Origin of the sequence: Kitasatospora sp. NPDC004669, assembly GCF_040609455.1 — a bacterium.
In the GTDB taxonomy this organism is placed as follows: domain Bacteria; phylum Actinomycetota; class Actinomycetes; order Streptomycetales; family Streptomycetaceae; genus Kitasatospora.
In genome coordinates, this window is the sequence record NZ_JBEXKB010000022.1 from 16,349 (window position 1) to 37,036 (window position 20,688).

17 protein-coding genes, 1 pseudogene and 1 riboswitch are annotated in these 20,688 nt (G+C 72.7%); of the genes and pseudogenes, 5 read left to right on the forward strand and 13 right to left on the reverse strand.

The features are described from left to right. Positions 1-56: 56 nt before the first annotated feature. The 3 genes from ABZW30_RS19870 to ABZW30_RS19880 form a co-directional block, all read right to left on the reverse strand. Positions 57-983, reverse strand: a complete 927-nt coding sequence (locus ABZW30_RS19870) for a hypothetical protein (protein ID WP_355672439.1) — start codon at positions 981-983, stop codon at positions 57-59. Between the two features lie 154 nt (positions 984-1,137). Beyond that, a complete protein-coding gene (locus ABZW30_RS19875) occupies positions 1,138-2,592 on the reverse strand; it encodes a glycosyl hydrolase (RefSeq protein WP_355672440.1) in 1,455 nt (484 codons plus the stop codon). 139 nt (positions 2,593-2,731) lie between these two features. Continuing rightward, the gene (locus ABZW30_RS19880; RefSeq protein WP_355672441.1) at positions 2,732-3,832 is read right to left on the reverse strand and encodes a hypothetical protein; all 1,101 of its coding nucleotides are present in this window, start codon (positions 3,830-3,832) and stop codon (positions 2,732-2,734) included. Positions 3,833-4,153: 321 nt separating this feature from the next. Continuing rightward, positions 4,154-4,287: riboswitch (cobalamin riboswitch) on the forward strand. A gap of 192 nt (positions 4,288-4,479) precedes the next feature. On the opposite strand from ABZW30_RS19880, the gene ABZW30_RS19885 reads away from it, so the two are divergent. From ABZW30_RS19885 to ABZW30_RS19895, 3 genes are all read left to right on the forward strand, one after another. Continuing rightward, a complete protein-coding gene (locus ABZW30_RS19885) occupies positions 4,480-6,885 on the forward strand; it encodes a ribonucleoside-diphosphate reductase subunit alpha (protein WP_355672523.1) in 2,406 nt (801 codons plus the stop codon). A 23-nt stretch (positions 6,886-6,908) separates the two neighbouring features. Next, on the forward strand, positions 6,909-7,904 hold the full coding sequence (locus ABZW30_RS19890) for a ribonucleotide-diphosphate reductase subunit beta (RefSeq protein WP_355672524.1): 996 nt from the start codon (positions 6,909-6,911) through the stop codon (positions 7,902-7,904). Positions 7,905-8,004: 100 nt separating this feature from the next. Then, a complete protein-coding gene (locus ABZW30_RS19895) occupies positions 8,005-8,523 on the forward strand; it encodes a hypothetical protein (RefSeq protein ID WP_355672442.1) in 519 nt (172 codons plus the stop codon). A gap of 3 nt (positions 8,524-8,526) precedes the next feature. Here ABZW30_RS19895 and ABZW30_RS19900 read toward each other — a convergent pair whose 3' ends face one another. Both ABZW30_RS19900 and ABZW30_RS19905 read right to left on the reverse strand, forming a co-directional pair. Beyond that, positions 8,527-9,627 (reverse strand): methyltransferase domain-containing protein, encoded by a 1,101-nt coding sequence (locus ABZW30_RS19900; RefSeq protein ID WP_355672443.1) that lies wholly within the window; start codon positions 9,625-9,627, stop codon positions 8,527-8,529. 41 nt (positions 9,628-9,668) lie between these two features. Next, on the reverse strand, positions 9,669-10,418 hold the full coding sequence (locus ABZW30_RS19905) for a hypothetical protein (protein ID WP_355672444.1): 750 nt from the start codon (positions 10,416-10,418) through the stop codon (positions 9,669-9,671). 213 nt (positions 10,419-10,631) lie between these two features. Here ABZW30_RS19905 and ABZW30_RS19910 point away from each other — a divergent pair, with 213 nt between their 5' ends. Continuing rightward, a complete protein-coding gene (locus ABZW30_RS19910) occupies positions 10,632-11,675 on the forward strand; it encodes a ferritin-like protein (protein WP_355672445.1) in 1,044 nt (347 codons plus the stop codon). A 64-nt stretch (positions 11,676-11,739) separates the two neighbouring features. Here the strand turns inward: ABZW30_RS19910 and def are convergent. The 8 genes and pseudogenes from def to ABZW30_RS19950 all read right to left on the reverse strand — a co-directional run. Beyond that, positions 11,740-12,282 (reverse strand): annotated as a pseudogene (gene def / locus ABZW30_RS19915) (peptide deformylase); the annotation flags it as partial. 138 nt (positions 12,283-12,420) lie between these two features. Further along, entirely contained in the window at positions 12,421-13,407 is a 987-nt protein-coding gene (locus ABZW30_RS19920; protein WP_355672446.1) for a hypothetical protein, read from the reverse strand. 296 nt (positions 13,408-13,703) lie between these two features. Beyond that, positions 13,704-15,002 (reverse strand): HD domain-containing protein, encoded by a 1,299-nt coding sequence (locus ABZW30_RS19925; protein WP_355672447.1) that lies wholly within the window; start codon positions 15,000-15,002, stop codon positions 13,704-13,706. Positions 15,003-15,103: 101 nt separating this feature from the next. Next, entirely contained in the window at positions 15,104-16,537 is a 1,434-nt protein-coding gene (locus ABZW30_RS19930) for an HD-GYP domain-containing protein (RefSeq protein WP_355672448.1), read from the reverse strand. A gap of 362 nt (positions 16,538-16,899) precedes the next feature. Further along, complete coding sequence (rsrA, locus tag ABZW30_RS19935) at positions 16,900-17,313, reverse strand: mycothiol system anti-sigma-R factor (RefSeq protein ID WP_355672449.1); 414 nt, start codon at positions 17,311-17,313, stop codon at positions 16,900-16,902. After that, entirely contained in the window at positions 17,310-17,948 is a 639-nt protein-coding gene (locus ABZW30_RS19940) for a sigma-70 family RNA polymerase sigma factor (RefSeq protein ID WP_030392891.1), read from the reverse strand. Before ABZW30_RS19940 ends, rsrA begins: the two co-directional genes overlap by 4 nt. Before the next feature lie 412 nt (positions 17,949-18,360). After that, positions 18,361-18,999 (reverse strand): alpha/beta family hydrolase, encoded by a 639-nt coding sequence (locus ABZW30_RS19945; protein ID WP_355672450.1) that lies wholly within the window; start codon positions 18,997-18,999, stop codon positions 18,361-18,363. Positions 19,000-19,054: 55 nt separating this feature from the next. Beyond that, complete coding sequence (locus ABZW30_RS19950; protein WP_355672451.1) at positions 19,055-19,807, reverse strand: SOS response-associated peptidase; 753 nt, start codon at positions 19,805-19,807, stop codon at positions 19,055-19,057. A 138-nt stretch (positions 19,808-19,945) separates the two neighbouring features. Here ABZW30_RS19950 and ABZW30_RS19955 point away from each other — a divergent pair, with 138 nt between their 5' ends. Further along, positions 19,946-20,668, forward strand: coding sequence for a M50 family metallopeptidase (locus ABZW30_RS19955; protein WP_355672452.1), 723 nt, complete (start codon positions 19,946-19,948; stop codon positions 20,666-20,668). The last annotated feature ends 20 nt before the right edge of the window (positions 20,669-20,688 follow it).

Below are 20,688 nucleotides of genomic sequence, written 5' to 3' on the forward strand. Positions count from 1 at the left end.
TTCCTCGTCTGGTGTGGGTCCGGCCCCTGGCGGGGCGCGGGTCGTTCGCGGGTCGGTCAGGTCTGCGGCGGACGGTCGGCGGGCGGCGGCACGACCGGTCCCGGCGCGACCGGTCCCGGGGTCACCGGGCCGGGGGCCGGCTGGCCGGGCGCGGGCGGGGCGGCGGGCCACTGCTGCTGGGCGACGGTCGGCTGGTACGACGGCGCCGTCTGGTTGGGCTGCTGGGCGTACGGAACCGGCTGCGGCGGCACCGGCTGGGCCTGGACCTGCTGCGGCTGAACGTGCTGCGGCTGGACCTGCTGCGGCTGAGGCTGCGCGGGCGGCCAGGCACCGGGCTGGGGCTGCTGGGGCGCGACCGGTTGCTGCCACACGGGCTGGACCGGCGGCTGCTGCGGCCACCCCGGCTGCGGCTGGAACTGCTGCGGCTGCGGCTGGGGCTGCGCGACCGGCTGGGGCTGGGGCTGGGCGTACGCCACGGGCGTCGGCGCGGACGGGACGGTCTGCATGATCGACCAGTGCGCCTCACCTCCCGGCACCCCCGCGCCCTCCTGCTGCTCCCGCCACTTCGAGCGGGCCAGCAGCAGGATCAACGTCGCGGTGACGACCACGCCGACCGCGAAGGTCGCGAGCTTGAGCCCGCCCTCGGTGGTCCCGGTGAACCACTCCCGCTGCGGCTTGTCCAGCAGCGCGCCGGCCAGGCTGCGCACCCGGTTGTAGCCCTCGACCAGCGCCACACCGGCCGCCACCCCGAGCGCCCAGTCGCGCCCGCGCAGCAGCAGGAGACCGGAAAGCAGGTACAGCAGGCCGTAGTTGAGGCTTCCGGTCTCGGCGTCCACCGAGGACCCGCCGTAGTAGAAGATCCCCTTGAAGTACGTGCCGAAGCCGACTTGGCCGAAGCAGTTGTACGCCGCCCAGCCGAGCAGCACCACGCCCCAGCCGACCGCCAGGCCACCCGCCCCGCGCATCGGACGTGTCTGTGTCATCCCCTACCCCCGCCCCTTCGGGCCTTCTCCCGACCGTTCGCCAGCCCCTCGGTTTCGCCGCCACAGGATGCCATACGGCGCAACGGACCCGGAATTCCACCCGTTCAAAGAATCCCGGCGGATCCCGGCCGGCCCTGGACCACCCCGGCGGATCTCACCGGACGTGCAGCCCACCCCAGTCGACGCTCCCGCCGAACGAGCCGGAGCCGCCGGTGATCGCCAGCGGGCTGTGGTAGGTCGCGTTAACGTCCGCACCGGCGTTGCGCGGCTGGTCGGGGGTCAGGTTGTCCGAGGTGAGCGACTGCCCCCAGACCGTCCAGATCGTCCAGGGCGTGCGCCGGAGGGTGTCCGGCTGGCGGGAGTTGACCGGCACCGCGAAGGACTCGGCCAGCATCCGCGGCTTGTTGTAGGCGGCGAGCCCGTCGTAGTAGCGCTTGGTCCACACCTCGCCGGTGCCGATCGGGTGCGCCGGGCTGCCGCTGTAGTCGTCCACCCCGACCACGTCGACGTACTGGGCGCCCGGGTAGTAGTCCCACGGGTCGACGCCCGGGGCACCGTCCCAGGACACCGGCGTCCAGACGAACAGCAGGTTGTGCAGGCCCCGGGTCTCCACCAGGTACTTGTAGGTGATCTTCCACAGCGCCTGGTAGTCGGCCGGCTTCTGGCCCGCCCACCAGAACCGGCGGGAGCAGTCCTGGACGTTCATCTCGTGGTACGGGCGCAGCAGCACCGGCACGTCGTGGGCGGCCAGGTACTCCAGGTGGTCGGCCAGGTACGACAGGTCGGTGATCAGCGCCCGGTACTCGGGGGTGTCGTGCGCGGCGTCCACGACCCGGCCGAACCAGCCCGGGTCCTTGGCCGCCGGGGAGTTCGAACAGAGCACCCGGTCGAAGGACTTGACGTCCGATCCGGGGTAGGGCTGGTGGAAGGACATGCCGACGATCCCGGCCGGGGCGCCGCCGTTGTCCGGCAGTTCGGTGCTGCTGCCGTCGCAGTTCTGCTGGACGCCGGAGCTGCCGTAGGTGCCGTCGTCGGCGCGCGGGTGGCCGGACCAGACGGCGGTCATCAGGTCCACGGCGTCGTCGGTGTACTGCCAGCCGGTGCGGCAGGTGGGCCAGCGGCCGGCCGAGTAGGAACGCGGGTTGCCGGCACCCCAGGCGTTCTGGCCGTAGCCGGGGCCGAGGTCGGTCTCCAGGAAGCCGGGCAGCTTGCCGGTGATGTCGGCGGCCTTCTTGTAGTAGTAGCCGACCTGCTTGGTGCCCCGGTAGTCGCCGTACTCCGGGTTGTTGCGCTCGTTGTGCGCCTCGACGTGCTGGCCGATCACCGTCCCGCCGCTCTGCCCGGTGCGGGCTTGGCTCTCCAGGTCGGCGAGGAACTGCTGGACGGCGCGGGCGTTCGGCGAGGCCTGCGGGTCCCTGGCGAGCAGGTCCCGGCCCACGTCCGGCGGCAGGGTGCGTCCGGGGAGGCCGACCGACACCGGCACCCGCGCGGGCTGCTCGCCGTCGGCCCGGTCGTCACGGCCCAGCAGGACGAAGGCGCCCGCGGCGACCACGATCCCGGCCACGGCCAGGACGGCCGGCTTGCCGCGCAGGGCACTGGGCAGGGCCACGACCGCTCCTCCGGTTGCTCGCCGGTACCGACCCCCACGGACGCAACCGGAACACGCGTACGAATGACTCCACTGAGAGCCTGCCACACTCCCCCGGTCCCGGCGAACGCATCCGCCGGCACCGGGGTGTCACGGCAGGTCAGCCGGCCGGGGTGGGCGCCGGCGTGCCCTGCGAACCGGGCGTGGCGGAGCCCGCCGCCTTGGCCCGCTGGAGCAGCTGGCCCTTCACGTGCTCCGCGAACCCGGAGGCCGCCGCGGTCGCGGTGGCGTCCGGGGCGTTGCCGCCCTTCGCCGAGCCCTCGACGGTGAAGTAGCCGTACCGGCCCAGGCTGCTGTGCGTGCTGGTGCAGCCGGGGTTGGCGCAGAACGCCGGGGCGCCGGGCGCGGGAAGGCCCTTGAGCTGGCCCGCGTAGTTCTTCACCGCGGTCTCGGCCTGGATCTTGTGGTCGAAGACCGCGACGCCGACGGTCACCGCGCTGTCGCCGGAGACGTACGTCGCCCGGAGCACCTTCTGACAGCCCTGGTCGCCGAGGATCTTGCCGAGCCCGCCGGTGGTGGAGTTGCCGTCCCAGCAGGGCTGGTCCAGCGAGACCACGGTCCGGTTCCAGGTCGCGCCGTTGATCGTCACCTGCGTCGCGGAGAACAGCGCCCCCGCGTCCTGCGGCGCCGGGTCGGTGGCGGCCTCCCAGATCGGCTTCGACGAGTCGTCGGACTGGCCGCCCGGGGTCCCGCTCGCGCTCGACGGGCCGGGGGTGGGCTTGGTGGAGGCGGACACGGTGGCGGTCGGACCGCCGCCGGCCTTGTTGGTGTCGCCCTTCTTGCCGAGGAGCAGCGCACCGCCCGCCGCCAGGCCGCCCACCAGGACGACCGCGGCCGCGATGCCGATGACCTTCATCCGGCGCTTGCGCTTGCCGTCGGCCTCGTTGCGGTTCGCCAGTGCCTCCCAGTCCGGCTCGACGCGCTGCGGCGGCGCCGGCTGCTGGGGCGGCACCGGCTGCTGGGGCGGCTGCTGCTGCCACTGCGGCTGAGGGGCCGTCGGCTGCACCGGCTGGGGCTGGGGCTGCGGGGCCGGCTGCGGCACCGGCTGCGGCTGGGGCACCGGCTGGGCCTGCGGCTGCGCGACCGGCTGGGGCTGCGGCCGCGGCACCGGCGGGACGGGCTGCGAGAGCGGCTGCGCGGACGGCACCACCGGCCCGTACGAGGCCGGCGGCGGGCCGAAACCGCCGCTCGGCGGCGGCACCGGACCCGGCACCGCCGGCTGCTGATTCTGTGCGCCCCCCGACCCGGCGGGAGGCGTCCCCTGCGGCCCCTGCCCAGGTACGCCAGTTCCGTCGCTCATGCGCCCAGATCGTAGGGCATCCCCCCGACCACCGATCCGCCCGGTGACCATTCCGTATCGAAACCAGGACGCCCACGCTGCGGATCACGGGCTCCGACCGCGCGGATCCAGGGCCTCCGACGGCCACGAACAGCCACGGACGGCCTCCCGCCCGGTACCGCCGGTCATCGCCCCAACACACCGCGCCGCACAACATGTGGTGCCGCATCAGTGAGACACCACTACATGTATGCTCACTCCTGCTGTCGATGCAGGGGAACCCGGTGGGAGTCCGGGACTGCCCCGCAGCGGTGTGCGGGCGGCTCCAGCAGCCGTACCCGCGAGTCCGAGTACCTGCCGAACAGCGTGCGCCACGGCCCTCCCGCAGAGGCCGCGCCGGCACGAGCAGTACCCCTCCGGGCCTCGCGGGCGGGCCGGGGAGACACCGTCGCGCGGCGCGTTTTGCGTTCGCGCCGTGCTCCCCTGCCCAGATCGGCCCGGCGCCACCCGATCACCGCCGCCGATCGCCGCCAGGAGAGAGCGCCTTGACCACCGCTGCCTCAGCCACCCTGCCCACCCAGGGCTCCGGTACCGCCTTCACCGACTCGACGGTCTCCGACCCCGGAGGCGCGCTGCTGCGGCTGCTCACCGACCGCAGCGCCGACCTCACCGAGGTCGACCCCGGCCATGTCGCCGCCGCCGCGCTGCGCGGCCGCCACGCCGGCTCGGACTTCGCCGAGCTGCGCGGGCTGGCCGTGGACGCCGCCGCGTCGATGATCGCCGAGGACCCCCAGTACTCGAAGCTGGCGGCCCGTCTGCTCGCCCTGGAGATCGTCGACGAGGCGAACAGTCAGGGCTCGGTCTCCTTCTCCGCCTCGATCGCCGTCGGCCACGCCGAGGGCCTGATCGGCGACACCACCGCGGCCTTCGTCGCCAAGCACGCCGCCGCCCTGGACGCGCTGATCGACGCCACCGGCGACGACCGCTTCGAGTACTTCGGCCTGCGCACCGTCCAGTCCCGCTACCTGCTGCGCCACCCGATCACCCGCAAGGTGATCGAGACCCCGCAGCACTTCCTGCTCCGCGTCGCCTGCGGCCTGGCGGTCGGCGACTCCGAGCAGTCGGTGCGCGAGGTGGCCGAGCTGTACGGCCTGATGAGCCGCCTGGAGTACCTGACCTCCTCGCCCACGCTCTTCAACTCCGGCACCCGGCACCCGCAGATGTCGAGCTGCTATCTGCTCGACTCCCCGCTGGACAACCTGGACTCGATCTACAACCGCTACGCGCAGATCGCCCGCCTGTCCAAGCACGCCGGCGGCATCGGCCTGTCCTACTCGCGCATCCGCTCGCGCGGCAGCCTGATCCGCGGCACCAACGGCAAGTCCAACGGCATCGTCCCGTTCCTGCGCACCCTCGACTCCTCGGTCGCCGCGGTCAACCAGGGCGGCCGCCGCAAGGGCGCGGCCTGCGTCTACCTGGAGACCTGGCACGCCGACATCGAGGAGTTCCTGGAGCTGCGCGACAACACCGGTGAGGAGGCGCGCCGCACCCACAACCTCAACCTGGCGCACTGGATCCCGGACGAGTTCATGCGCCGGGTCAACGCCAACCAGGACTGGTCGCTGTTCTCCCCGGCCGACGTGCCCGAGCTGGTCGACCTGTGGGGCACCGAGTTCGACGAGGCCTACCGCAAGGCCGAGCTGGCCGGCAAGGCCGTGCGCACCATCCCCGCGCAGACCCTGTACGCCCGCATGATGCGCACCCTGGCGCAGACCGGCAACGGCTGGATGACCTTCAAGGACGCCTCCAACCGCGCCGCCAACCAGACCGCGCTGCCGGGCCGCACGGTGCACTCCTCCAACCTGTGCACCGAGATCCTGGAGGTCACGGACGACTCCGAGACCGCCGTCTGCAACCTGGGGTCGGTCAACCTCGGCGCGCACGTGGCCGCCGGGGCCTCGGTCGAGGACCTGCTCGGTGCGATGGACTGGGAGCGGCTGGACGCCACCGTGCGCACCGCCGTCACCTTCCTCGACCGCGTGGTGGACATCAACTTCTACCCGACCACCGAGGCCGGCACCTCCAACTCCCGCTGGCGCCCGGTGGGCCTGGGCGTGATGGGCCTGCAGGACGTCTTCTTCAAGCTGCGGATCGACTTCGACTCGGCGGAGGCGAAGCAGCTCTCGACGCTGATCGCCGAGCGCATCATGCTCACCGCCTACGAGCGCTCCGCCGACCTGGCCGAGCAGCTCGGCCGCCACGAGGCGTACGGCGAGACCCGCGCCGCCCGCGGCGAGCTGCACATCGACCACTTCCCGAGCGCCGCCCCGCAGTGGGCCGACCGCTGGACCGCCCTGCGCGCCCGGATCGCCGAGACCGGCCTGCGCAACTCGCTGCTGCTGGCCATCGCCCCGACCGCGACCATCGCGTCCATCGCCGGCGTGTACGAGTGCATCGAGCCGCAGGTGTCCAACCTGTTCAAGCGCGAGACGCTGAGCGGTGAGTTCCTGCAGGTCAACCCGTACCTGGTGCGCGAGCTCAAGGAGCTCGGTGTCTGGGACCAGCAGACCCGCGACGCCCTGCGCGACGCCAACGGCTCCGTCCAGGAGTTCAACTGGTTGCCCGCCGAGGTGCGTTCGCTGTACCGCACGGCGTGGGAGCTGCCGCAGCGCGCGCTGATCGACCTGGCCGCGGCGCGCATGCCGTACCTGGACCAGAGCCAGTCGCTGAACCTGTTCATGGCGGCGCCGACCATCGGCAAGCTCAGCTCGATGTACGCCTACGCGTGGAAGGTCGGTCTGAAGACCACCTACTACCTGCGCTCGCGCCCGGCCACCCGGATCGCCCAGGCCGCCTCCGGTGCCGCGCGCGCCGCCGCGCCCGTGCCGGTGAACACCCCGACCCTCACCCCGGAGCAGGAAGCCGCCATCGCCTGCTCCCTGGAGAACCCCGAGTCCTGCGAGGCCTGCCAGTGAGCACCCCGAACGAAGACCGCAAGATGCTGCTCGACCCCGGCTTCGAGCTGACCCTGCGCCCGATGCGCTACCCGTCGTTCTACGACCGGTACCGGGACGCGATCAAGAACACCTGGACCGTCGAGGAGGTGGACCTGCACTCCGACGTCGCCGACCTGGCGAAGCTGAGTGAGGGCGAGCGCCACCTGATCGGGCGACTGGTCGCCTTCTTCGCGACGGGTGACTCGATCGTCGCCAACAACGTGGTGCTGAGCCTCTACAAGCACATCAACTCCCCGGAGGCGCGGCTGTACCTGAGCCGTCAGCTGTTCGAGGAGGCCGTGCACGTCCAGTTCTACCTGACGCTGCTGGACACCTACCTTCCGGACCCGGAGGACCGCAACGCGGCCTTCGCTGCGGTGGAGAACATCCCCTCCATCCACCAGAAGGCCCAGTTCTGCTTCAAGTACATGAACGCGGTCGACCACATCGAGTCGCTGCAGACCAAGGAGGATCGGCGGGCTTTCCTGCTGAACCTGATCTGCTTCGCGGCGTGTGTCGAGGGCCTGTTCTTCTACGGCGCCTTCGCCTACGTGTACTGGTTCCGGAGCCGGGGTCTGCTGCACGGTCTCGCGACCGGCACCAACTGGGTGTTCCGCGACGAGTCCATGCACATGGACTTCGCGATGTCGGTGGTCGACACCGTGCGCGAGGAGGAGCCCGACCTCTTCGACGACGAGATGGCCAAGCAGGTCACGGAGATGCTGGAGGAGGCTGTCGAGGCCGAGCTCCAGTTCGCCCAGGACCTGTGCGGCGACGGTCTCGCCGGCATGAACACCGACTCGATGCGCCAGTACCTGGAGGCCGTGGCCGACCAGCGCCTGGCCCGCCTCGGCATGCCGATCCGCTACGGCTCGACGAACCCGTTCGGCTTCATGGAGCTCCAGAACGTCCAGGAGCTGACCAACTTCTTCGAGCGCCGGGTCTCCGCGTACCAGGTCGCCGTCGAGGGCTCGGTCTCCTTCGACGACGACTTCTAAATCGACATCGTTCAGCACATCAGCGGAGCTGCCGTGGGAAGGACATCCTCCCCACGGCAGCTCCGCTGTCGGATTCCCGCTGTCCAGGAGTGACCCAGGCATGTCCCGCAAGGTTTTCCTGTCACAACAGCAAGTGGTCGATGGCCCGTTCGGGCCGATACAGATCAACTACGACCGCTGGCCGTCCGTCATTGCGCGCGTGCACGGGACGGGAATCCCGGCCGTCACCGTGGTACCCGACCGCGACCACGGCGCGATGAACATCAACGGGCAGAACGTGCCGACCAGACGGAACAGCAGCGGCTGGGACCCCCGCCGGAAGTCCCGCACCCGCACTGCGCTTGTGGCGGACCGCAGCTACGAGTTGAGGCCCACCGCCCTGCGCCGGGCCGAGCTGCGGCGCAACGGGGTGCTCATCGCCCACGCGCACGGCACCCTGCGCTCGTACTCCCCGGGCCGCACGATCCCCGGCCTCGACGCCCGGGTGACCTGGTCCCAGGGCGTCGATCCGACTGATGTCGCCATCGGCCAGGCCATGGTGGTCGGCTTCGGCGCCGGCGCTCCAGGCGCATTGCTGAGGAGCTTGCTCTTCTGGGCAGACAACCTCGGCCCCAACTGACACCTAGGATCTTTCGGTCCTTCCGGTGAGAGGCCAGCTCGGGCCGTCCGGATCGTTCAGCCACGCCCACTGGCGCTTCGGCGTGATGGTGATCCCGTAGTCGTACGGCGTCGGTCGGCCGTGCGCCTCCCATTGAGACCAGGCGGTCAGCAGCTCCTCCCCGATGCGGCGCGGGCCGCCCTGGTGCAGTGCGGCGCTACCGTCGCCACGCGCCGACAGTGCCGCCCAGGAGGCGTTGCCGTCGTGGATCCAGGCGTTGACGCCGTCCTCGTCCCGGCCGGTGGTGATCACGGCGTCCGGTACGGCGACGCGCACCGCGAAGCGCAGGTCCCAGTTGTCGCCGAGCGGCGCGAGGTCGCGTTCGATGGTCTGCTCGGTGTCAGGGTCGCCGGTGCCGCGCACTTGCGCGTAGCCGACCGATCCCGGGGCCGGTCCGGACCGGTCGGCCATGAACTGCGCGAGGCCCTGCACCCAACCGCTCGCGCTGCGCCCGTCGGCGGCCACCGTGAGCGCCACGTGCCCGAGCCGTCCCCACGGGTAGACGATCCGGCCGCCCGGTCTGGCGGCCTCGATCCACTCGTACGGGACGGTCTCGACGGCGTAGGTCGCGTGGATCCGGTCGAACGGGCCTCCGCGCGGCACGCTGCTCGTGCCGTTGCCAGCGAGTATCTCGGCGTCGACCCCGGCAGCAGCAAGCCGCTTGCGAGCAAGAACAACAAGGTCTTCGTCAATCTCAGTGGAGACGACCGAGCCGGGCCCAGCGCGCCACGCGGCGAGTGCACAACTCCAGCCCTGCCCGGTACCGATGTCCCACACGGTGTGACCGGGCTCCAGCATCAGGCTGTCCAGCATGTCCGCCACCACGGCAGGTGCCGAGAGGCTCGACGACGGGAGTCCATCGGTGACCTGGGTGACCGCCGCCGCATCCGGGTCGACGTACAACTCGCCCGCCCACACGGCCGGATCAGCCGCACGGTCGAGAGGCACGTAGGAGTGGCCGTCCCAACGCCACAGCCGATCCGGCGCGAACGCGTCGCGAGGCAGCGCGGCCATCGCTTGGCGCAACCACGGCGAGTCAACCGGCCATGCGCCCCGCTGCTCCATGACCGCGTCCATCCGCTCGCGGCGGCCCACCAGGTCACCGCTCACTTCTTGTGCTTCCCGTCGCCCGGCGGCGGAGGCGGCACCTGCCCATCGGCGTTGCCCGGCGGCGGATTTCCCTGGCCGGGGTCCGGCGGCGGCTTCTCGTGATCACCCATGCTGCGCTCCCTTCGGGTACGGACACCATCGGGTGCCGATCCTCGCGCAGCACCGCTGCTCAACGGCAGACGCGCAGAGGCGCACCCGGGGTGTGCACATCCGAGGCGCGCGCTGGTACAGCCGACGATGCCCCGCACGGCCAGCTCGGGGCCGACCAGCAGAGCACTGGTGATCGCCCCGTCCCTCCGCTCCACGTACCCCTCGGCCGCCAGCCCCCACTCCTGCGCGGCCTCCATGGACACCCCCCATGCGGCCACCTCCGGGTCACCGCTCCAGTTCACCCGGACCGAAGCCCCCTCCCGGCGGGCGAGTTCGTGGATGTCCGCACGGACCTCGGACGGCGCCCGGGCGATCAGCTCGACGTCCCGCAGCCGCACCAACGGGCCGGACATCGCATCGACCGCCACCGCGACCAGGCGTGGCCCCTCCCCGTAGATCGCGGTCACACCGGTGTCGTGGTACCGCTGCCAGGACAGACAGTCTCCCGAGCCCCGCGAGACGACGGCGATCGCCCCGTCCAGGGCGGCCTTGACCTGATCGGGGCTCATCCCGAACCGCAACGGCCCGACCCCCACCAGCGGTTCGAGCACCCACCGCGCCCGTTCCTCCCCGGGCTTCCTGTTCCACCAGCCCACCGGCACACCCCTTTGATCGCCCCGGACGACCCCGGCCCAACCGGCCGATGATCTTGTCGGCCACCCTAGGCGGGCCGTCTGACGAACCGGCCGGCTCCCCGCCCCCGCGCGCCGCCCGTCCGGATGAACTCCCGGGCCACACCGGCTTCCCACGCATGCGCACGACCGGCCCACGGCTACGGTCCGGCGGACAGCCGAACGAAAGGGACACCCATGGCCACGGTTCTGGACTACGCGGGCGACGGCATCGTCCAGCTCATGAGCATGGCGGAGGCGGACTGGACCGAACAGGAGCTCAAGGACGCCCTCCAGCACGCGATCCTGCTGGAGCTGGCCACCATCCCGCCGTACGCCACCGCCCTCTGGTCGATCACCGACCCGGACAACTCCAAGCCCGTCCGCCAGACCATCCACGACATCATCCTCGACGAGATGGCGCACTTCGGACTGGTCTGCAACATGCTCACCAGCATCGGCGGCACCGTCGTCGTCACCGACCCCGCCGCCGTCCCCAAGTACCCGGGCGACCTTCCCGGTGGCGTCAACCCCGGGCTGGAGGTCTACCTCAGCGGGTTGACCCGCGACTCGGCCAAGCTCTTCTCCGACATCGAGAAGCCCGAGAACCCGCTCGCCTTCGCCGTCGACGGCAACACGATCGGCGCCTTCTACCAGCGCATCGCCAACGTCTTCCCCCAGTACGCCCACCTCCTCACCGGTCAGAAGCAGGTGACCACCTCGATCGGGAGCCGCGACATCTACCCGATGAACACCATCGACGACGTGCTGAAGGCGATCCACGTCATCCAGACCCAGGGCGAGGGGACCACGGCCTCCCCGGAGGACCCCTTCCCCAACATCCCGGGCGAACTCGCCCACTACTACGCCTTCAAGGAAGTCGCCGTCGGCAAGAAGCTCGTCTTCAACGACGGGTCGCAGAAGTGGGAGTTCACCGGCCCCGACGTTCCGCTGCCGGACACCTTCCCGGTCGCCCGGGTGCCCCAGGGCGGCTGGCCCCGCACGGGCGGCCCCAACTCACCCGACCAGAACACCGCCGGGCACCTCAACACCTTCAACCAGCAGTACAGCGACATGCTGCGCGCCCTCGAACACGCCTGGAACGTCGACGCGTCCGCGATCGGCACCGCGATCGGCCTGATGTTCCAGATGCGCGGCACAGCCCAGCAGATCGTGAGCGTCAAGCTCAGCGACGAACCCCGCTTCACCTACGGCCCCGAGTGGCTCCTCGTCCAGCAGTAGCCCCCGGACAACGCGAAGGCCGGTGCGGATCGGTCCGCACCGGCCTCCAACTGGCAATCGGGCCTTACTCGTTCGGCACGGTCGCGTAGCGCGCGGTGCCCTCGGCCATCTGACGCAGCGCGTCCTTGCGGTCGCGCTTGGACAGCTTGTCGATGTAGAGGAACCCGTACAGGTGGTCGGTCTCGTGCTGCAGGCAGCGGGCGAAGAAGCCGGTGCCCTCGACCCGGATCGGGTTGCCGTTCTTGTCCACACCGGTCACGGCCGCGTAGTCCGGGCGCGGCAGCTCGGCGTACGCGGTCGGCACCGACAGGCAGCCCTCGTTGCCGTCGTCGAGCACGCGGCGGCGGTCGGCCGGGTACTCCTCCAGCTTCGGGTTGATCACGTGGCCGATGTGGCGCACGCCCTCGTCGTCCGGGCAGTCGTAGACGAAGACCTTGAGGTCCACGCCGATCTGGTTGGCGGCGAGGCCGACGCCCTCGGCGGCGTACATCGACTGGAACATGTCGTCGATCAGCGCGGACAGTTCGCCGTCGAAGGCGGTGACGTCCTCGACCTCGCGGTGCAGCACCGGGTTGCCCACGACGGTGATCGGACGCGCGGTGCCCTTGGTGAGGTCGGGCTCCTCACCGATCACCTTGACGGGCGCCTCGGGCGCCGCCCCCTCCACGTCGTGCTCGTGCTCGTGGTCGTGCTGCTCCGCCATGTCTTCCGCTTCCATAGGTCTACGCGTACCTCACCAGGGTACTCAGCAGACTTCTTCGAGATCCCGGTAAGCCCGGCTCCCGGGGGCGGCCGCGACCCAGCGGTCCAGCAGGGTGCGGACGAGGTGAGCGGGGGCGGCGATCCCGCACTCGCGCTCGACCAGCCAGGACATCCCGGCGGCGCCGCCCTGGCTGAGGTGGCTGAGGTGCCCGGGGTGGGCGGCGTCGCCGTCGTCGTGCGGGTCGTGGTGGGCGACGACGCCGTCGTCGGAGGCCATTCGGCTCTCCGAGCAGGCCCGGCACAGCAGCCGCACCGAGGAGGTCCAGTCCTCGGCGGCGTAGCCGGCGTCGGCGACCAGCCGCTCCAGGGCGTCCCGGTCACCGGCCGTGGCGGCCTGCAGCAGCACCACGTAGGTGGGCACCGGGGAGGGCGCCCACAGTTCGATCTCGTCGAAGACGGGGTAGGCGACGCCGTCGGTGACCCGCTCGCCGTGCGGGGCGCCGTCGTGCAGCACCACCTCGCCCCAGCGGCGGCCGGAGGAGGGCAGCGGGATGGACAACACCTCGATCCGGGCCGGGTCCAGGCGCCGGCCCCACACCACCTCGGACTCGCCGTCCGGGGACAGCCGCACCGGGGTGGTGCCGAGGTCGAGGCTGACCGGGCCGTCCACGCCGGGGCCGCCGGGCAGCCTGAGCCCGTACGCCTGCCAGGCGCGGCGGGCCAGCGGCCAGTCCTGCAGGGCGGTGGCGGTGATGCCGAGGTTCCACCAGTCGGGGGCGCCGTGCTCGCGGTCCAGCAGGGCGACGGCGCGCAGGCCGGCCGAGCGGGCCTGTTCCCAGTCCCGGCGGAACTTGTGCAGCAGGGCGAGGTTGAACCAGGAGTCGGACAGCCAGGGCTCCAGGTCGGCGGCCATCACCAGCAGGGCGCCGGCGTCCTCGTAGCGGCCGTCGCCGATCAGCGTGAAGGCCCGGTCGGTCGTCTGCCGCCAGGTGGCGGACGGCCGGTGCCGTGCCCGGTGGAAGATCCTCACGTTCGTCCCTGCCGTCGTCATCCGCTCAAGTCCCGTACCGCCGGGCCCGTCCCGTCCTCGACGGGGTCCCGGGTCCCGGTGCTCCGGGTCGGTGTTCCACGCTACGACCGCATCCAACCACGCCCGCCCCCGCCCGCGCTCCCCACCGCCGAGGTTGGGGCCCGCCCCTCCCCAGCCTGCCCGCCGGAGCGCGCCTCCTCAACCCCTGGCCGCGCGGGCCCGATCCGAGGCCGAGTGGGCCTCCACCCCGACCCGGCCGCCGCTGTGCCCGCGCCCGGGGCGCACCCGGGGCGCGCTCAGCCGTGCCTCTGCCCGCCGACCCGGGCCAGGGCGTCCACCACCCGGGCGTCGTAGACCCGGCCGCGGCCCAGCCGCAGCACCTCCAACGCCTCCAGCCGCCCCACCGCCTCGCCGACGCCCCGGCCGCGGGCCGCGGTCAGCAGGTCGTCGTGGGCGTTGGCGACCCGGATGATCCGGGCCGCGAGCGGCACCGGGCGCTCGCCGCCGACCGGCCCGGAGCAGGGGTCGGCCAGTCGGGCGACCTGCTCGGCGACCCGCCGCGGCACCCCGGTGCGACTGATCACCTCACTGCCGAGGCGGGCGATCCGCTGCTGCTCGTCGCAGGGCAGCAGCGCGGTGGCGCCGTTCGGCACCGGCTCGACCAGGGACAGCTGGCCGACGTCGTGCATCAGCGCCGCGTACTCCAGCAGGGCGAGCTCCCGGGTGCCCAGCCCCAGCTCGCGGCCCAGCGCACACGCCGTGTCCGCGACCCGGCGCGCGTGCCCGTGCGGGGTGTAGCCGGCCACCTCGGTGGCCCGGGCCAGGGTCGCGATGGTCTGCCCGGTGGTGGCCCGCACGGCGGCGGCCCGCCGGAAGGACACCTGGGCGAGCAGCAGCGGGGTGCAGAACAGCGGCAGCGCCCACAGCCCGACCTCGCCGGCCGCGAGGCTGACCAGCATCCCGGTGGCGACGATCGCCGAGCCGATCCCGAACAGCGAGCGCAGCTCGTCCTCCAGCGCCGCCGGGAACCGCGGCCCGCTCTCGGGGCCTGTCTCAGAGCCTGCCGACAAGCGCAGCAGCGCCGCCAGGGTGGCGTCGCAGAGTGCGGCCAGCGCGGCGACGGCGGTCAGGAACGCCCCGTAGGCCGGGCCCTCGGGCGAGAAGCGGTCGACCAGGCCGCCGTTGTAGAGCGGCTGGAAGACGGCGGCGGCGAAGCCGACCGCGAGCAGTCGGCGGGCGGCGCTGTCCCGGCGGGCCGGGTCGGCCCAGGGCGGGCGCCGGTGCGGGCGCTCGGGGCGGTGCGGCAGGGCGAGGCCGGGCAGCCAGGCCAGCAGCAGGCCGGCCCCGGTCACCGCGATCACCTGGAGGGTGCCGTGCGCGGTGGGCACCCCGCGCAGCGGTCCGAGCAGGGCGTACGCCAGTGCACCGGCCGCGCCGATGGGCGCCTGTTCGCGGTCGCCCGGAAGGGTGATCCGGACGCACTCGCCGAGCGCGATCAGCGCGGTGAACGCCAGCGCGACCCGCGGCTCCGCGACCCCGCGCAGCGCGACCGCGCCGAGCGCGACCGCCAGCAGTACGGCGGCGGCGGTGTGCACGGCGCGGGTGGTGCGCCCGCGGGCCGCCCGACCGGACGCCGTACGGGCGGACCCGGCACGGGCGGACGCGGCACGGGCGGAGCCGACGCGCCCGGGGCCCGTCACAGCTGCCCGGCCGCGGGGACGGTCCTGCCCTGGGCGGGCACCCGGACGGGCGCGGCCCGCACCGGCTCGGGCACCCCGAGCGGGATGTCGGGGACGGCCCGCACGTAGTCCTCGGAGTGCACCACCGGCTGCCAGTCGTGCACGGCCAGCGCGTCGATCAGCGCCCGCACCATGACCGGGTCGAACTGGCTGCCCGAGCAGCGCTCCAGCTCGGCCACCGCCTCGGTGACCGGGCGGCCGCGCCGGTAGGAGCGGGTGGAGGTCATCGAGTCGAAGGCGTCGGCGACCGAGATGATCCGGGCGAACTCGGGGATCTGCTCGCCGGCCAGCCCGCTGGGGTAGCCGCGCCCGTCCATCCGCTCGTGGTGGTGCAGGATCCCTGCGTGCGCCTCGCCGAGGAAGTCGATCCCGCGCACCAGCTCGTACCCGTACACCGGGTGGATCTCCACGGCCCGGCGCTCGTCCTCGCTGAGGGGACCGTTTCTGCGCAGCAGCTCGGTGGCCACCCCCAGCTTGCCGACGTCGTGCAGGATCCCGGCGAAGCGCAGGGTGCGCAGCCGCTCGGCCTCCATGCCGAGCTGAGTGGCGATCAGCACCGAGGCCCGGCCGACCCGTTCGCTGTGCCCGCGGGTGTACGCGTCCTTGATCTCCACGGCCTGCACCAGCGCCTGCACGGTGGCCTGGTGGGCGTCCCGCTCGCGCTGGCCCTGGGCGAACACCCAGGCGGAGATGGACAGCGGCAGCAGCGCCAGCAGCGCGGCGAACGCCCCGTACGGGCCCCGCCAGAGCACCGCGACCATCAGCCCGCCGGCCGCGTGCACCAGCACCGGCAGCCCGCACACCGAGCAGGCCCCGCGCAGCACGACCCCGGCCCCGCGGCCCTCGCTGAGCATCAGCATCACGCCCACCACCGCGCCGTTGACCAGGCAGAACGCGGCGACGGCGGCGAAGCCGGGCAGCAGCGCGGCCGGGAAGCGGGAGCCGAGCAGCAGTTGCGGGCCGTGCAACAGGTGGAAGGCAACGGAGGAGCCGAAGGCACACAGCGCGAGCTGGGAGCCGTTGAACAGCTGGCGCCGGCGGCAATCGGGGCCGGTCGGGCCGCCGAGCAGCGCGGCGGGGGCGGCGACCAGGGCGGCGGCGGCCGGCGGGAGCATCAGCACCCCGGCGAACAGCACCGGGAAGAAGGCGTTCACCCCGGGCCGGGCCGGCGCCCGCTTCGCCGGCGCGGGGCGGCGCAGCAGCCGGCGCACGAGGAGTCGGCAGGGGGTGGGCAGGCCCTGGGCGAGCGACTCCCAGCAGCCGTGCAGGAAGGCCAGCAACCCGACCTCGGGCCAGTCCACCGGGTGGCCGAGCCAGCGCGGCACCCCGGGCGCCGCGGCGGCGGGCAGCAGCGGCAGCAGGCAGCACAGCGCCGCCACCGGGACGGCCACCAGGTAGCGCGCCGCCCCCTGCGGCAGGGTCGCGCCTCCACTGTCGGTAGCGATCTCGACCTCCCCGCCGTCCGGGCCCGTGTTGCCTCAGCGCGCCGGGGGTACCGACGGTGAGCGTCCGTCAGGAGGATAGGCCGCCGTCCGGGCGCGGGGACGCATGATCGCGCAATGGCGCAGTTGGCGCACCGCCAACTCACTCGAACGAGTGACGGCGCATGCGAGCAGAACGGGAGCGGCCCCGGGAGCGCACACTCCCGGGGCCGCTGAACTCCTTGCCCGAACCGTTCGGCCCGCCCTCGTCGACGGGCCGACGGACTACTCCGCCCGGCCGGTGGCCGTCCCGCCGCGCGCCGACCGGCCGGTCACTCCGCCTGGGCGGCGGCCTCGACCGGCGCACCGGGGCGCGCGGCCGGCTCCTCGGCCACGCCCTCCTGTGCCAGGGGCGGCGCCGGACGCGCGGACTCGACGTGCACCTCGACCGAGCTCTCCACGGCGACCACCACCTGCTCGCCCGAACGCTGCCCCGACCGGATCGAGTCGATCCTGGCCAGGACCTTGCCGCGCAGGTCAGCCGGCGTGTCGTCGCAGCCGCAGGAACGCTTGATCAGCGCCTTGATCGCCTGCTCCAGCCCGTACTGCTTCAGGCAGGGCGAGCACTCCTCGAAGTGCACGCGCAGCTTGGCGCAGTCGCCCTCGGGCATCTCGTTGTCGAGGAATTCATAGAGGTGGTCGAGGACCTCGCCACACTCCGTCTCGTGCGGATCGCCGCAGCTCATGAGCCCGAGCCCTTCGCTTCCTGCCCTGCCCCGCTGCCGGCCGGGACCAGCCCGCGCTCACGGGCGTAATCCTCCAGCATGCCGCGCAGCTGACGGCGGCCGCGGTGCAGCCGAGACATCACCGTACCGATGGGAGTACCCATGATGTCCGCGATCTCCTTGTACGCAAAGCCTTCTACGTCCGCGAGATAGACGGCGATCCGGAATTCCTCCGGAATGGCCTGGAGCGCGTCCTTCACATCGCTGTCGGGGAGGTGGTCGAGCGCCTGGGTCTCGGCCGAACGCAGACCCGTCGACATGTGCGACTCGGCCCTGGCCAACTGCCAGTCCTCGATCTCCTCCGCCGCGGTGCGCTGGGGCTCCCGCTGCTTCTTGCGGTACGAGTTGATGAACGTGTTGGTGAGGATGCGGTACAGCCAGGCCTTGAGGTTCGTGCCCTCACGGAACTGGTGGAAGGACGCGTACGCCTTGGCGAACGCCTCCTGGAGCAGGTCCTCCGCATCCGCGGGGTTGCGCGTCATGCGCAGCGCCGCCGAGTACATCGGATCCAGGTAGCCCAAGGCGTCGCGCTCGAAGCGCTCCCGCCGGGCCTCCTCGGTCTCCTCCGCCGACACCCGGAAGGTGTCCTCGCCGATCGCCTCGGCCAGCTCCTCCCCGGTGAGCGCCTCGTCCGCAGGCAGGACCTCGTCCGGGCCACGGCCCGGCTCGGCCTCGTGCTCGGTCCCGACGACCGGACCCACCTCCTCGGCATGACGGGCACGGCCCACGGCGGGCCGCCCAGAAATGGAGGATATCGGGCTGACGGGCTTCTCGCCCGCGTCAAGCCACTCCGACCACGAGGGGGCGAACGCCGCTGCGGCCTCGCGCTCCTCAGGCCGTTCCGGGCACGCGATCGAACCCATCTGCCCTGCCTCTCACCGGTGCCTCGTGCTGACGGAGACGACAACCACCGACACCCCGCCCGCATTCCCGCCCCCGCGCCCCGTTCACTCGCACGAGTGAGCGACGGCGAACTCCCTGGTCACAGCCGTCCCGGCGGCGAAGCGCTCACACCAGCCGCAGCACCCAGTCCCCCACCGCCGAGCAGACCAGCCCCAGCACCTCGTCCTCCCCCATCGGCGCCCGCTTGGGCACCGCGAACCCGTGACTGCCGTACGGCACCCCCACCAGCTCGTGCCCCTGCGGCAGCTCGGGGAACTCCTCCGGCCCGCCGAACGGGTCCGCCGCGCTCTGCACCACCAGCGTCGGCAGCCCCGACTCCAGCAGCTCCTCCGCCCGGCTCTTCTCCGGCTTGCCCGGCGGGTGCAGCGGGAACGCCAGCGCCACCACCCCCACCGCCCCGGTCGCCGCCCCCGTACGGCAGGCCACCCGCGCCCCGGCGCTGCGCCCGCCGACCACCAGCGGCAGCCCCTGCCCGGCCAGGTGCTCGGCCACCGGCCGCCAGCCCAGGTCCAGGGTCTTCGGCGCCGGGCCCAGCTTGCGGCCCTCCACCCGCCAGGGCTGCTCGACCAACGCCACGGTGATCCCGCGCGGTGGTAGCCGCTCGGCCAACGCCACCAGGTCCCGGGCCTCGATCCCGCCGCCCGCGCCGTGCCCGAGCGCCAGCACGGCCTTCGGGGCGGCCGCCCGGTGGAAGGTGATCCGGGCCTCGCCGGCCTCGGTGGCAACGAGTTCGGAGGTGGTCATCTCGGCGGCTCCAAGGAAAGGTCGGACTCCGTCAATTCTCAGGCTGCAGCAATTCTCAGAACAGGGTGGTCTCGTACTCGACCTCGGCCCACGGCTCCTTGAGCTCCGGGCCGTTGTTGCGGATGTTGCCGACCGCCGGGGACACCGGCGTGGCCAGCAGCGCGCCGGGCGGCGGGGGTATCAGCAGCCGGCGCAGCCCCTCCGGGTCGACCGGCCGCGGATCCAGCCACTCGCCCCACGACTCGCGGTCCAGGAACAGCGGCATCCGTTCGTGGATCGGCGCCAGCGCCTCCTCGGCGTCCGTGGTGACGATCGTGAACGTCACCAGCCACGCCTCGGGATGCTGCGGCGGCACCGCCCGGTTGCGCCAGAACTCGTACAGCCCGGCCAGCGCCAGCGGGGCACCGTCCGCCCGGGAGACGAAGAACGGCTTCTTGCGCGCCCTGCCCCGCTCGCCCGGCACCGTCTGCCACTCGTAGTAGCCGTCCACCGGCAGGATGCACCGCCGCGAGGCGAAGGCCTGCCGGTACGCGGGCTTCTCGTGCACCGTGTCCGACCGGGCGTTGATCATCTTGACCGCCGTCTCGGCGGAGTCCGACCACTGCGGCACCAGCCCCCAGCGCAGCCGCCTCAGCTGCCGCACCGGCCGCGCCCGCTCCTTGGACAGCCGCTCCAGCACCACGAACGCGCTGTTGGTCGGCGCCACGTTCCAGTTCGGGTCCAGGGCCTCCTCGGGGTCCCAGAACTCCACGTCGAACAGGTCGACGATGTCCTCGGGCTTGCTGCTGGCTGCGAAGCGACCGCACATGCGGGCCAGCTTGCCATGCCGCCCGTCCTCACCACTTCCTCATCCACCGGCCGGAACCGCCCGCTCCCGCCCACCCGTCCCCGCATGGGAGGCTGCCCCGAACGGCCCAACGCAGCGAACGGAGGCGCAGGCCCCCCGATGAACCCGAACGACCAGAACCTCGGCGCCCTGTGGAACCAGGTCACCGGCACCCAGACCGCCCCGCCCGGCTGGCTCGTCCTGACCACCGCCGCCGCCGCGCTGCTCACCGTCCTCGCCCGCCCGCTCTGGCACGTCGCCCGCAACGCCGTCACCATCGCCCACGAGGGCGGCCACGGCCTCGCCGCGCTCGCCACCGGCCGCAAACTCGCCGGCATCCGGCTGCACTCCGACACCTCCGGCCTCACCCTCTCCTACGGCCGCCCCACCGGCCCCGGCATGGTCCTCACCGCCGCCGCCGGCTACACCGCCCCCGCCCTGCTCGGCCTCGGCTGCGCCGCCCTGCTCGCCGCCGACCGGATCACCCTGCTGCTGTGGCTCGCCATCGCCCTGCTGCTGGCCCTGCTCATCCGCGTCCGCAACGCCTTCGGCCTGTTCACCGTCCTGGTCGCCGGCGGCGCCTTCTTCCTGGTCTCCTGGTTCGGCAGCGCCCAGGTCCAGGCCGGTTTCGCCTACCTCGGCTGCTGGTTCCTGCTGTTCGGCGCCGTACGCCCCGTCCTGGAACTCCAGCACCAGCGCCGGATCGGCTGGGCCCGCGACTCCGACGCCGACCAGCTCGCCCGGCTCACCCACGTCCCCGCCCTCGCCTGGGTCACCGTCTTCCTGCTCGTCGCCCTCGCCTGCCTGGCCCTCGGCGCCAGCTGGCTCCTCCAACCCCTGTGACCCCACCGCGGGGGCGGGCG

What these genes read in the sequence shown, in the direction of transcription:
- ABZW30_RS19950 (WP_355672451.1), bottom strand. Translation starts at nt 19,807, where the DNA reads ATGTGCGGTCGCTTCGCAGCCAGCAGCAAGCCCGAGGACATCGTCGAC.
- ABZW30_RS19890 (WP_355672524.1), top strand. Translation starts at nt 6,909, where the DNA reads ATGCTGCTCGACCCCGGCTTCGAGCTGACCCTGCGCCCGATGCGCTAC.
- ABZW30_RS19910 (WP_355672445.1), top strand. Translation starts at nt 10,632, where the DNA reads ATGGCCACGGTTCTGGACTACGCGGGCGACGGCATCGTCCAGCTCATG.
- ABZW30_RS19955 (WP_355672452.1), top strand. Translation starts at nt 19,946, where the DNA reads ATGAACCCGAACGACCAGAACCTCGGCGCCCTGTGGAACCAGGTCACC.
- rsrA (WP_355672449.1), bottom strand. Translation starts at nt 17,313, where the DNA reads ATGAGCTGCGGCGATCCGCACGAGACGGAGTGTGGCGAGGTCCTCGAC.
- ABZW30_RS19870 (WP_355672439.1), bottom strand. Translation starts at nt 983, where the DNA reads ATGACACAGACACGTCCGATGCGCGGGGCGGGTGGCCTGGCGGTCGGC.
- ABZW30_RS19945 (WP_355672450.1), bottom strand. Translation starts at nt 18,999, where the DNA reads ATGACCACCTCCGAACTCGTTGCCACCGAGGCCGGCGAGGCCCGGATC.
- ABZW30_RS19900 (WP_355672443.1), bottom strand. Translation starts at nt 9,627, where the DNA reads ATGGAGCAGCGGGGCGCATGGCCGGTTGACTCGCCGTGGTTGCGCCAA.
- ABZW30_RS19895 (WP_355672442.1), top strand. Translation starts at nt 8,005, where the DNA reads ATGTCCCGCAAGGTTTTCCTGTCACAACAGCAAGTGGTCGATGGCCCG.